Below are 13,543 nucleotides of genomic sequence, written 5' to 3'. Positions count from 1 at the left end.
TGAGTATTTATTTTCATGCAGATTTTGCAGATTGAGCAGATTTTAAAATTCCTTAGTTTTTATTTTAAAACATCGAAATCTGGTTTTTATACCTATCAAAAAAGGAAAATATTTTTTTACTATTAAAATCAATACAATAGATTAAATTTCTAAACGATAAAAAAAGAATCTGCTCAATCTGCAAAATCTGCGTGAAAAATTTAAACGTACAGCAAATAAATGAAACGCTTTTTTTACTGTTTAAAATAACTACAACCAGTTACTTTTTCAAAGCTGCACCGCCAGGCATAACCTCCGTTTTCAATTTGAATTTACTGTATTCAACCACTCCGGTTTTATCTGCCCAGTCAAAATAAGCAGCCGAAAGTTGGTTTACAATTCCCGGATTTTGCTGTGCGACATTGGTAGTTTCGCCACGATCGATTTCGATATTATAAAGTTCCCATTCGTACGAAGGATAAGTCGAAACCAGTTTCCATTTGCCATCTCTTACGGCTCTGTTGCCCGCTCTTTCCCAAAATAATGGTGCGCCTCTATCGACCTGTGAAACATTATTAAATAAAACAGGCAACAAACTGCTCCCAACCAAAGGGTTTGTCGTCACACCATTATACTGTTTGGGATATTCAATTCCTGCCAATTCATAAAAAGTAGGAGCAAGGTCAATAATATGTCCCGTTCCTTTATCGATTCGGCCAGCTTTTATTTTTGATGGAAACCACGCAATAAACGGCGAACTGAATCCGCCTTCGTGCATGTTATTTTTGTATTGCTGCAACGGAGTATTCGATAAATAAGCCCAGTTTTGTTCCTGATAATCAAAGGATCCCGAAGTTCCAACTGGCCCATCATTTCTTACTAAACCTCTTCCTAACGGATTATAAGTATTGAAACCGCCTTGAGCACCATTATCCGAAATGCAAATAATCAGCGTGTTTTTGTCTTTCTTCAACGCTTTTAATTTCTCCAAAACTTTCCCCACATTCTGATCCATATTATCGACCAGAGCGGCGTAAACTTCCATTTTGGCTTTCCAGAATTGCTTTTCGTCATACGTTAATTTACTCCATTCCGGCACTTCAGGATCTCGTGCAGAAACCGTTTGATTGGCGGGTAAAATACCGTTTGCTTTTAGTTTTTCAATTCTTTTTTCTCTTAAAATATCCCAGCCTTCATCAAATTTCCCTCTGTATTTGGCAATGTCAACAGGTTTTGCCTGTAATGGCCAATGCGGAGCCGTAAACGCTAAATACAAAAAGAACGGTTTATTTTCTTTATTTTGTTCGTCTAAGAAAGTCACGGCATTATTCCCAATTTCATCTGTAAAATAATACGAATCATCTTTAGGGTGTAACTCTTCATTATTACGAATCAGTTTTACAGGATAAGGTGTTTTCCCAAAAGGCAAAGGTTTGGTATCAAAATAGTTCGATGCTCCTTTCAGGATGCCGTAAAATTTATCAAATCCTCTTTGATTGGGCCACTGCGCCTGATCTTCAGAACCTACGTGCCATTTTCCTGAAAGCAAAGTGCTGTAACCACCGGAACGAAAAACTTCTCCCAATGTCAGAGATTCTTTGTTGAGATAACCCTGATAAGCCGGCAATCCTAAATTAACATCAAAAAATCCCATTCCGGCTTTGTGCTGATATTGCCCAGTAAGCAAAGAACCGCGTGTTGGTGCACAAATCGAGTTATTGTAAAATTCGCGTAAGCGTAAACCTTCACTGGCTAATTTATCGAGATTGGGTGTTTTAATTTCGGAACCATAATTCCCTAAATCAGAATATCCCATATCATCGACCATTATTAAAATGATATTGGGTTTTTCAGCAGTTGTTTTGTTTTGTGCATTTAAAGCCACTACAGCAAGTAGAAGGTTTAGTGTAATAAGTGTTTTTTTCATTATTGTTGATATTTTAAAGTGTCGAAAATTATATTGTAGGGATGGATTTTAATCCATTCTTCTCATTTTTGTCATCCGGGATTTTTATAATAAAACCTAATCTTTTTTTAGGAGCTAATCCCGCTATCCGTTCCAATCTTTTGTGTCCGCCGTGGCGGACACAAAAGGATTTCCACTTCTATCGGGGCTAGGCCAATCATAGTTTGTCATCCCGAAGGAACGAGGGATCTCCGCAAGAAACTCCGCAAAGATTAGCGACAATCGTTGTCGAGCTACTTGTGTGTCCTTCGACTTCGCTCAGGATGACAATGATTGTGGTTACTTTTGTCTAAATCATTGAATTTTAACTTTGACATAGTTCTCGAGTTCAAAATCTGGTTCTACATTCCCATAGCTATGTGTTTTATTACGAGTGAAACGACTTTTTTAAACACTCCAAAAAGCTATGTCTCTATGTGTTTAAAAAAAAATCATTTCCCAAACAGTAAAAAAGCAATAATCAACGTAATAATCACATTGAATAATTGTGCGATTAAAAACGCATACAAAGGTTTTCTGCTATTATTACTCAGTAAATCTTTAAAGTTGGTTTCCAAACCAATACTCGTAAAAGCAAGTGCAAACCAAATTCCCTGAAGATTTTTCAAACTGTCTTTTACAGCATCTCTGGTTTCAGCAGTAAGCAGGAAAGAGAAGAGCAAAGAAGCAGCAATAAAACCAATTACAAACTTTGGAAAACGTTCCCAAATAACACTCAAAGTAGGTTTTGATTCTATGGCTTCCGCCGAATTGTTATGCGTATACGTCCAATAAACGGATATGGCAAAAGCAGCGATTCCTAACAATACATTCTGCGAAAATTTTACAATCGTACTAATCTTCAAAGCCGTTTCGCCAACCAAAGATCCGGAAGCTACAACGGCACCTGATGTATCGATACTTCCGCCTAACCAGGCTCCGGTAACTTCTTCGGGAAAATTGAAATATTTGGCAATTATGGGCATGAAAATCATCATAGGGATTGCAGTTACCAGCACAATCGAGATTACGTAAGACAGTTTTTTCGAATCTCCTTTTATAGCTCCCGAAGTAGCGATTGCTGCAGAAACACCACAAATAGAAACCGCGCTCGAAATCATCATGGTCAATTCATCATCGACTTTTAATTTTTTACACAACCAAAAAGCAAAATACCAAACGGATAAAACAACTACCAAAGCCTGAATTAATCCTAAAGAACCTGCTTTTAGAATATCCGAGAAAATAACACTCGTTCCCAGTAACACCAATCCAATTTTGACAAATACTTCTGTCGAAAGTGCTGATTTGAACCAATCCGGAAGTTTGAAGAAATTCCCAATCGCTAAACCAATTCCCAAACTAAAAATTACAGCTTCGAGATTTAGTCCTTTTACTTCGGTATTTCCGGCAATAATCAGGGCAAGAACAGTCAGGATATAAACAACAGGAAATCCTAATAAAAAGTATTTTACTGATTTACCTATTAAAAAAGCACCTAAAGTTCCGATGGAAATCAGGTATAAAAACTGTAATCTGAGGACTTTTAGGTTTTCAAGATCGAAGACATCATGAAATAAATCGGTTCCTGTTGACCATTTGAAAACGGGAACTTCGGGAAGAAAAACAAAAAGGGAAATCCCGATGATGATAAATCCGAGAATTACGACGGTCCAGTCTTCGTGAATGTTGAATTGTTTGGTTGGGGTTGACATTGTATTATTTTATTATCCTAACAGGTTTTAAATCCCGAGGCTTCGGGACTGCTAGGTTATTGTTGTGTAATTAACATTGGCTTTAGCCGAACTTTTATATTTGGCTAAAGCCCTGAAATATTATTAAATCTAATCTCCAGCTAAAGCTGGAGGCTATTCAAAAAATCGAATTAAAAGATATTCTGAATTAAACCCGACAGGTTTTTAAAACCTGTCGGGTTTGTATGATGTTAACTATAAATCGACAAAATATTTTTGTTTGCCAAAATCGAATTCATAATGGGTTAGATTTGGCCATAAAGGTTTCACCAAACCTTTTTCCCAGTTTTTTAAGGCAACATGTAATTCTTTTACTTTTTCAGGATTTTGTTGAGCCAAATCGGTTGTTTCAGACTTGTCATTTGCTAAATTATAAAGCCATTCTTCGTGCGTTTTTCCGCTGATAATTAGTTTCCAGTCACCGCTTCTGATGGCTTTTGCATCGCCGGAACGCCAATATAAAGTCTTGTGCGCTTCTTTATTTTCATTGACCGTACTTACAAGATCAACGCCATCATAAACGCGGTCTTTTGGTAAATCAGAATGTATGGCTGCGGCAATTGTAGCAAAAATATCCAACGTACTTACGGGAGTTTTATAAATAGTATGCGGTTTGATTTTTCCCTTCCACGAAAGTGCAAACGGAACATTTACGCCGCCTTCGAAATGAGAAAATTTTCCGGCTTTTAATGGTGCGTTTGTGGTAGCAAAAGTATAATCGGCGCCACCGTTGTCGCTGGCAAAAATGATTAGAGTGTTATCTTCCAGACCTTCTTTTTTAACTTTTGCCCTGATTCTTCCCACGGCATCATCTAAGGCGCTGATCATGGCAAAATAAACACGTTTGTTTTCGTCTTTGACATTCGGGAAACGATCGTAGTATTTTTTACGAACCTGAAATGGCGTATGTGGTGCATTAAACGGAACATAAAGTAAGAATGGTTTCTTTTTATTTCGATCAATAAAAGCTTCGGCTTCATCCGCAAATGTTTCGGTTAAATAGGCTTTATTATGAATAATCGTAGTATCACGACGAATTTGCCCTATGCCAACGCGCCCATTTCCCCAAATTGTTTTATCTGTAAAATCTTTGTGATGGTGGTTGATAATATCCGGATTATCATCTTCGGGAGTGTAAAGCGAAAATGCCTGATAAAATCCGTAATGATAATCGAAACCCCGGTCTAAAGGAAAAAATCCTTTGTTATGACCCAAATGCCATTTTCCGATAATTCCTGTGCTGTAACCTTCTCTTTTGGCGAGATCAGCAAACGTAATTTCAGACTGTGGCAAACCTTGCGTGGCGATCGACGCTTCGTTTGGATAATTGATTTTATCATTCAGTCTCCAGTTATTGGTATTGATTAAATATTTGAAACCGTAATATTCGAGATTGTTTTTTGGATAACGATCTCCGGGCTGGTATTCATGCCCAAAACGTTCCTGATAACGACCGGTTAAAATTCCGGCACGCGAAGGCGAACAAATCGAAGCCGAAACATAACCATCCTGAAACGTAACTCCTGACTCTGCAAGAGAATCTATTTGTGGTGTTGGTGTCGATTTTCCTCCGTACAACGAAATATCATATTTCCCTAAATCATCAGCCAAAAGAATGATAATATTTGGTTTTTTGAATGAGGAATCTGTTGGAACTTTTTCAGATAAAAATGCTGTTTTTCCTGCGAGTAGTTTTGCGTCTGGTTTTATTAATGTTCCATCGGTATTGATGGGCCAGAATAAAAAGATAGCCAGAATTGCCACTACAGTAAGAATGGAAAAAAGAATCTTTTTTGTTTTTGATAATGCCATGGTTTTTATTTTTTTATTTTGGATGTTGTTTTGAAACGCATAGAAACTCTTAATTTTTTAGGGCGACAACTTTGTCAAAGTTTTAAACTTTGACAAAGTTTGCACTCAAAGCTATTAAGCGCATTTTTGTCATCCCGAGGAACGAGGGATCTCCGTTAGTAGCTCGACATGCTACATAAACTTTGCGTTAGTTTCTTGCGGAGATCCCTCGTTCCTAGGGATGACAAAATGGCGATTATGATTGCGAAAAACAGATTAAAATAATTAGTAAAATAATAATCTGCCGAATCTGCCGAATCTGCGTGAAAAAAAATTATTTTACAGCCAAAGCCACATCAACATCGTTTTTCAAATCGCCTAAACCATCTTTTTTGAATACAATTTTACCATTTTGATACAAGATCAAAGTAGGGAAGACTTTTACCGTTTTTAAATCGGCAATAACTTGTGGGCTTTCTTCTAACTCAATCTGAACTATTTTAAGTTTCTCTCCGTATTGTGTTCTCAGATTTTCTAAAATTGGTTTTACGGTTTTGCAGGTGGCGCAATATTTAGAACCAATGTCTACTAAAACATACGTATTGTCGGCAATGATTTTTTTGTATTCCGGTGTGGATAATTTGCTTTTTAAATTCGAATAAAAAGGTTTTCCGCCACCAATCCAGGCTGCAATTCCGCCATCAAGAATATAGACTTCAGAGAATCCTTTTTTTATTAATTCAGTAGATAAAAGACCGCTTCTGTAAGCTGCAATAGAATAGATAAATACAGGCTGCGAAGGATTTAAAGCCGCTACAGCTTTCTCGTAATTTTCTGATTTAAGATTGAAATTTAAAGCACCTTCAATATGATTTAACGCAAATTCTTCAGGACCTCTGGCATCAATTATCTGTGGATTTTTCTGGATTTTAATTTTCGCATAAAAAGCATCCAGTAATACAACACTACTGGCGCCTTTATCTTGTGAAAATCCTACTACTGTAAAAATGAAAAATACAGCTGCGAAACTACTTTTTAATATATTGTTTTTCATGATTTTGATTTTATGGAGTTACAATATTCCAATACGGATTTGCCGGTTCGAAAGTGCTCGCCAATTCTCTGAATTTAAACGGATCACCTTCAAAACTAACGCCGTCAGAAGTTAGAATGTCGCGTGCCGTTTCAGGATTGGATAATAAAGCTACAAACTTGGCTTTTGGAATGGTTAAGGTGAATTCGGCTTTATCATTTGGTCGGGTTTGGCTTTGGTGCAAAACGCCGTTTTTAAGATAAACCAGAATGTTTTTATTGAGTTCCGGGAAAATGAAACGCAATTTTACATCTTTTCCGGCTGCTTTAGTTCCGTCAACTGTTACGGATAAATAATCAAAAATAGCTTCGGGAGTTAGTGTAGACAAAAATCCTGCGGCACGATTCACAGGGTTTTTAGGAACAATTACGCCTTCGCGAAGTTCTTTTGCTCCGGATAAATATAAATCTCTCCAAATTCCGGATTCACTTTGATAAGCGATTTGTTCGAAAGCATCGGCTTGTAAATTTTTAGCGGCAACATTTTCAGGATTCGCAAAGATGATATGTTTCAAGACTTCGGCAACCCAACGGTATTCTCCTTTTTGATAGCTTTCGGTTGCTTTTTTCAAGGCAACTTCTTCGCCGCCAAACCATTCAACATATTTTTTAGCCGATTCTACTTGTGGTAGTTTATCATAATCAGCAGGATTTCCGTCCCACCAACCTAAGTAGAATTGATAAGTTGCTTTGGCATTGTGTTTTACCGTTCCGTAAAAATCACGGTTGTACCATTCTTTGCCTAATTCGGCAGGAAGTTTTATTTCTTCGGCAATTTCGTCTTTATTCAAACCTTTGTTGGCCAAATGAACAGTTTGATCGTGCACGTATTTGTATAAATCTCTTTGTTTTTCCAGAAAAGTAATTCCTTTGTCATGTCCGTAAACCGGCCAGGTGTGCGACGGAACTATAAATTCAGTTTTGTCTCCAAATAAATCAATGGCTTCGTCCAGATATCCTGCCCAGGCTTTTGCGTCTCTGGTTTTGGCACCGCGTGGCGTTAGAACATTATGATAGGTATGACTCGCAATTTCGGCAGAAAAGAAAACTTTTTGGGCAGGAGCAAAGACCGTTAATTCGGCTGGAGCTTCAGAATTCGGCGTAAGCTGAAAAATTAAATCCAGGCCATCAATATTGATCGTTTGTCCGGTTTTCTCTACTTCAAAATTAGGCTGCAAAAGAGAGGAAGAACCTCCGCTTAAAAACGGTTTTCCTAATCCCACATCAACCTGACCTGTTGCACTTCTTTCTAAACTTAACCCAAATTGATATCCGGCTCTTCGGCGCATTACGTTTCCTAAAAGCACATTTTCGCTTACAGCTTCTTCGTAGAAACCTTTTGGTGTAATAAATTTTACTTTTCCGGATTTGATATCCTCGGCAGCAACTAAACCTTCAATACCTCCGTAATGATCGCCGTGACTGTGTGTTACAATTACGGCAAGAATTGGTTTATTGGCAACGTGTTTTTTGACCAATTCATAAGCGGCAGCAGAAGCTTCACCAATAGTTAAAGCATCGATGACAACATAACCATTTTTGGTTTCTATGAATGAAATATTGGCAACATCAAAAGAACGAACCTGATAAACGCCATTGGTAATTTTAAACAATCCGTTGATGTTGTTGAGCTGTGCCTGACGCCATAAAGCAGGATTTACCGTTTCAGGAGATTTTCCTTTAATGAAGGCGAAATCGTTCAGGTTTACTGCGATATTTCCGGTTTTAGAAAGAATTTTACCGTCGGCAAGAGTGGCGATAAAACCTCTCTTGGCGTCGGTAAAATCGGCAGTATCATCAAAGTTTAACTTTGAATATACTGCCTCATTTGATTTTTGGGTAAAAGTTGACGCCTGTTTTGGCGCTTGTGCGTTTGCAGCAATGGTAAAGCCTATTAACAGGGTCGTTATTTGATTTTTTTTCATGGTATTTTTTAAGATTGAGCCTGCTCGTAATACACCGGACTCGGAGAAACTGTTTCTATTTTGGCTTTTATTGGGACAGATAAAACTCCTTCTGCCAAAGCACTTCCTTCTTTTTTAGATTTGAATATTGGCCACAAAAATTGCGCGTACCATTCTTCTTGCTTGTACGATTTCATTCCGTATGAAGTTGGATATTTACGGGTGATCAAAGCAGTTCCAAAAATAACATCCCAAAGAAAAAACATGTTCCCAAAGTTGCCTTTAAAGTGCCCAACGCCGTCTCCGCTAGTATCTGCATGATGTGCGTGGTGCGTTGCAGGAGTCGAAATTAAACGTTCAAGAACCCATGCAACTGGATGTAAGATTCTGTATTTGTAAAATGGTTTGTCCCATTTGATGCTTGAATGCGCGCCAAGAGTGATGAAGCTTTTGATCACCAAAACAAACAATGCAGGTAATCCTAAACCTAAATACGTCAAAGTAGCCGTTAAATAAATTTGAGAAAAGAAAACCGTATAAATAAAGTTTTGTCTCGATGCCATCGCCATTCCCATATATGGAGCCGAATGGTGCGTTCTGTGAAATCTCCACAAAAACGGAACCTGATGATGAAGTCTGTGGTACCAGTATTGTGTTAAATCATCGGCGATTGCAATAAGGAAAAATCCTCCCCAAAACGGAACCCATGAAAGTGAGTTGGCCAAATTCGGGATTAAATATGGCAATGCCGTTAAGCTAAAAAATGCGATTACCGGTGGTAAAAGTAATTTTGGAGCCAGGAAACAAATAATATCTATTTTGCGTTCTTCACCCGTCCATTCGTCATCATATAAACCGGCTGTAAATTCTATAATTCCCAGAACCAGCATAAAAACAGTTAATCCCCACGTACGAATGTTTTCGAAAGCGGGTTTTGTAAATTCTAAAAAGGAGGGTAAAGTAAGGTGCGATTGCGTTATAACACCATTTGTTAGTTTGAAATAAAGAAATATTGCCACTACCGGCAGTGAATATATTACGAAACTAATACTTAAATCTCTTATTAATCTGCTTCTTGAATTGTGATCTATTATTGCCATGATATCTTATTTAAAAAAATTACTAATTAATGCTAAACCTCCCGCCAAAATGACTAGCGGAACTAAAAAAACAATCGCTCCCACGATGATTTTTTTTCCTATAATTTCATAGTCTACTCGTTTCATATTTGTGAATTTTATTTTTTAATTGTCAAATATGTAATCGCCATTATTGCTGTTTGTTTTGCACAGATTTTGTTTTAGAGGCGATTTCATGATTTCTAATTTTTATGTTTATAACTGTATTGAAAATCAATGCGTTTTTAATCAATGTAAAAATAAATAAAATACTACTTTAGTTCTATTGAATTAATAGAGTTTTATTTATTGATTTTTTCCAAATTTGTTATAATACGTATTGATTGTTATTTTACTTTTTGAATGGTTGGAAGCGTTTCCACCGTTAAATTTTCTCTGAGTTTTTCAGAAGGCAAGTACAAACGAATGATTAAACTTGCTTTTTGAACATCGTTGATTGGCAGCCAGTTTTCTTTTTTCTCAGTTCCCGAAAGATTGATTTTATACGAAGTACTATCAGCTTCATATTTTACATCTTCAAGATTATAGCTGTATTTATTGATTGGGTTTTTAATTAAAAAACCATTTTCGTCATACGCTGTAATGCTCCAATATTTCGCGTCTAGTTTTTTTCCGCTAATTACATAATCAGCTTTTGGGTCTAATGCGTTTCCTTCGCTATCAGTACTTGTGCTCAGGTAGATAACTTCTTTTTTTGTTAAGGCATAAGGTCCGTAAACTGCCACTTGTGCTATGGTTAGCAAATCGGCTGAGTTGAGGTCTTTGTCTTTATCAACCGTTTGCCAGTTACCAATAATGCGTTGCGAATCGCTTTTGCCGGATTTGATGTTGTAAACACCAACGGCACTCCCAAATACAATAGCCAGAATGATCAATGCTACCGCAAGTCCTATCTTTTTAATTTTTTGATTTAAAGCCATTTTTATTTTTATTTAAATTGAATGTTTTGTTTGGGCAGCTTTGTCAAAGTTTTAAACTTTGACAAAGCTTTCATACGTTTTTTCCATTTCGATTTCTATGTAAAACCGAATCTTTTTCAGAAGCTAATCCCGCTATTCGTTCCAACCTTTTGTTCTTCCCGAAGCCTCGGGACTATCGGGGCTAGATCAATCTTTTTCGAGTTTCGCGTGTGTCCTTCGACTTCGCTCAGGATGACAAACTTTGGGCTTACGATCGCGAATGATGATTAAACTAAAAAATCCGTTTAAATCCGTGTCTTTGCAAAGCAAACCCGTTTCATCCGCGTATCATGACAAAGCTTGTGCGGTTACAATCGCGAGTGATGGATTAAACTAAAAAATCTGTTTAAATCCGCGTCTTTGCAAAGCAAATCCGTGTCATCCGCGTATCATGACAAAGGTTAAGCTTACTTCCCTAATTTCTCTACCGTAACACCATGTTGCAATTCGGCCAATGTTTTTACCGGATATGCTTTCGAAACCAAATAACGAAACAGAATCAATCCTTTATTCGTTGGACTGTAAATGATTTTTTCCTTTGGAATATTTTTCAAGATTTCGGCAGTACTTCCTTCAGGAGCTAAATAATATTCGAATTTGGCTTTTACTTTTTCTTCATTTTCAACAAAAAAATTAGTGGTGTTTTCCTGATAAGCCGAAATGGACCAATAAGTAGAATCGGGAACAATTCCTGAAATTTTCAATACATCATCTTTCAAATCGTAATTGATTGTCGAATATAAAAAGTCAGGATTTGGTAACGGAATTACTCTGCTGTTTTCAGCATTGGGCTGGTCTCCAAATCGGGGAGTATTGACAACGCCTAAGCTTTTTTCTGCAAACTTTTTTTGAACGTAATAAGGAGTTATCCAGATCGTGAGGTAGTAAAAACTTACTGCAATTACTACAAGAATCAAGGCGAAGAAGCCTTTTTTCAAAATTGGTTTTGTTGCTGCCATAATTTACTTGTTTTAATATCAGTACTATTCATGATACTTTACAGCATGATGAATAGTACTGATGGATTTCTATTTATTTTTCTTGTGAACTCGTTGTTTCAAAACATCCTGCCAGTCGATAAAAGGATAGATGTTATTTTTCTTCGCCTGATCATCAAAAGCAGCCTGAAGTTCTTTTAGTTTTTCAGGATTCTTTTTAGCCAGATCAACTCTTTCGTTAAAGTCAGTATTCAGGTTGTATAACTCCCAAACATCATTGTCGTAGGTACTTGGTCCTGTACTTTTTGCCAAAGCGCCATTATCAACAATATCGATAAAATCAGGATGATGAGGTGCCGCAGCTTTCCAGCCGTCTTTGTACAAAGCTCTTGAACCAAAAATATAATAGTATTGAATTTTATGTCTTGAAGGCGCTTTTGCATCAGCATAAGAATAGGCTAATGAAGTTCCCTGAATAGAATCCTGAGCAATACCGCGGATTTCCTTTGGAGCAGTAATGCCAACTGTTTCCAGAGTGGTTGGTAAAATATCGATCACGTGACCGTATTGGTTACGAATTCCCGGAGTTTTTATTCCTTTTGGATAATAAACAATCAACGGATTACGCGTTCCTCCTTCAGAATGAGCATCTTGTTTTAGGTTTTTAAAAGGTGTATTCGCTGCCAAAGCCCATCCATAAGGATAATTTCCTTCGATAGCTTCCGGAGTTCCCAAAAGATCAATTTTAGCCAGGTTTTCTTTTACATCATCTTCTTTAGAACCATTCCCAAATAATTTTTTCAACAACGGCTGATCGATTGTTCCGGATCCTGTTCCTTCTTTACTAGCTCCATTATCACCCAAAACAACGTAGAAAACGGTATTGTCTAACTGATTTATTTCTTTCAGATGATTAACGATTCGGCTTACTTCATAATCCGTATATTCCAGATATCCGGCGTAGATTTCCATGAAACGAGCGTATAGTTTCTTTTCGTCAGGAGATAAAGTATTCCATGCTTTTACATACGAATCACGCGTAGGCAATTTGGCATCAGCCGGAATTAAACCTAACTTCTTTTGATTGGCAATTACTTTATCGCGGTAAACATCCCAGCCTTCATCAAATTTACCTTTGTATTTATCACTCCATTCTTTGGCTACCTGATGCGGAGAATGTGTTGCTCCTGGCGCATAATATAAAAAGAAAGGTTTGTTTGGTGCTGCACTTTTCTGGCGATCGATATAGGTAATGGCTTTGTCTGTGATTAATTCACTTAAGTGTTTTCCTTTTAAATCAGCTGTAAATTGGTTTTTAGATTTATCATTTCCTGCATTATTCAGTCTTGTATTTCCGTTTAACCAGGTTTGATCTTCAACTAAATCCGGATTGTACTGATCTGTTTCTGATCCTAAGAATCCGTAGAAATGATCAAAACCTTTTCCCGTTGGCCATCTGTCAAACGGACCTGCATCTGTAGCATCTTCATCTGGAGTTACACCGTATTTACCGACGGCAAAGGTATTGTATCCGTTGTCGCGTAAAATCTCAGCAATTGTTCCTGCCGAAGACGGAATTCGACCATCATATCCCGGAAAACCGGCTGACATGGCAGTATGCGAAAATCCACCTACGTGAACTGCGTGTGCATTACGACCAGTTAATAATCCGGCACGGGTTGGCGCACAAATCGCAGTAGTATGAAAGTTGGTATAACGCAAACCATTATTGGCCAAACTCTCGAAAGTAGGCGTGTTGATCAAACCTCCAAAAGCACTTGTAGCGCCGTAACCCACATCATCTAATAAAATCCAGACTACGTTTGGCGCACCTTCAGGAGCTTTTACAGGATCTGGCCAATATTCTTTAGAATCGGCTAAGGTTTTACCAATTACACCTTTGTAATTTGGATCAGGTTTTATTTGCGCAAAACCTAATTGCGTCAATATTAATGCAGTAATCAACAGCCCTTTTTGTGGACTTTTGATTTTAGTATTCAATTTTAAATTTTTCATTAGATTAAATTTTTTAATTATTTAAT

9 protein-coding genes are annotated in these 13,543 nt (G+C 37.3%); all 9 read right to left on the bottom strand.

Annotated features, from left to right (window positions below; genetic code table 11):
- Positions 1 to 259: 259 nt before the first annotated feature.
- The 9 genes from LNP81_RS24245 to LNP81_RS24205 all read right to left on the bottom strand — a co-directional run bounded on the left by LNP81_RS24245 (position 260) and on the right by LNP81_RS24205 (position 13,517).
- Entirely contained in the window at positions 260 to 1,906 is a 1,647-nt protein-coding gene (locus tag LNP81_RS24245) for an arylsulfatase (protein ID WP_230039843.1), read from the bottom strand.
- A gap of 470 nt (positions 1,907 to 2,376) precedes the next feature.
- The gene (locus LNP81_RS24240) at positions 2,377 to 3,639 is read right to left on the bottom strand and encodes a YeiH family protein (RefSeq protein ID WP_230039841.1); all 1,263 of its coding nucleotides are present in this window, start codon (positions 3,637 to 3,639) and stop codon (positions 2,377 to 2,379) included.
- 234 nt (positions 3,640 to 3,873) lie between these two features.
- Positions 3,874 to 5,490, bottom strand: coding sequence for a sulfatase-like hydrolase/transferase (locus tag LNP81_RS24235; RefSeq protein ID WP_230039839.1), 1,617 nt, complete (start codon positions 5,488 to 5,490; stop codon positions 3,874 to 3,876).
- A 313-nt stretch (positions 5,491 to 5,803) separates the two neighbouring features.
- Positions 5,804 to 6,523: a rhodanese-like domain-containing protein gene (locus tag LNP81_RS24230; RefSeq protein ID WP_230039837.1), complete on the bottom strand. Its 720-nt coding sequence runs from the start codon at positions 6,521 to 6,523 to the stop codon at positions 5,804 to 5,806.
- Positions 6,524 to 6,533: 10 nt separating this feature from the next.
- A complete protein-coding gene (locus tag LNP81_RS24225; protein WP_230039835.1) occupies positions 6,534 to 8,486 on the bottom strand; it encodes an alkyl/aryl-sulfatase in 1,953 nt (650 codons plus the stop codon).
- An 8-nt stretch (positions 8,487 to 8,494) separates the two neighbouring features.
- A complete protein-coding gene (locus tag LNP81_RS24220; protein WP_230039833.1) occupies positions 8,495 to 9,565 on the bottom strand; it encodes a sterol desaturase family protein in 1,071 nt (356 codons plus the stop codon).
- Between the two features lie 365 nt (positions 9,566 to 9,930).
- On the bottom strand, positions 9,931 to 10,524 hold the full coding sequence (locus tag LNP81_RS24215) for a DUF1214 domain-containing protein (protein ID WP_230039832.1): 594 nt from the start codon (positions 10,522 to 10,524) through the stop codon (positions 9,931 to 9,933).
- A gap of 446 nt (positions 10,525 to 10,970) precedes the next feature.
- Positions 10,971 to 11,522: a DUF1254 domain-containing protein gene (locus LNP81_RS24210; RefSeq protein ID WP_230039831.1), complete on the bottom strand. Its 552-nt coding sequence runs from the start codon at positions 11,520 to 11,522 to the stop codon at positions 10,971 to 10,973.
- A 69-nt stretch (positions 11,523 to 11,591) separates the two neighbouring features.
- Positions 11,592 to 13,517: an arylsulfatase gene (locus LNP81_RS24205; protein WP_230039830.1), complete on the bottom strand. Its 1,926-nt coding sequence runs from the start codon at positions 13,515 to 13,517 to the stop codon at positions 11,592 to 11,594.
- Positions 13,518 to 13,543 lie beyond the last annotated feature (26 nt).

This window comes from Flavobacterium piscisymbiosum (assembly GCF_020905295.1).
GTDB classification, from domain to species: domain Bacteria; phylum Bacteroidota; class Bacteroidia; order Flavobacteriales; family Flavobacteriaceae; genus Flavobacterium; species Flavobacterium piscisymbiosum.
This window is presented reverse-complemented; position numbering and strand designations above follow the sequence as displayed.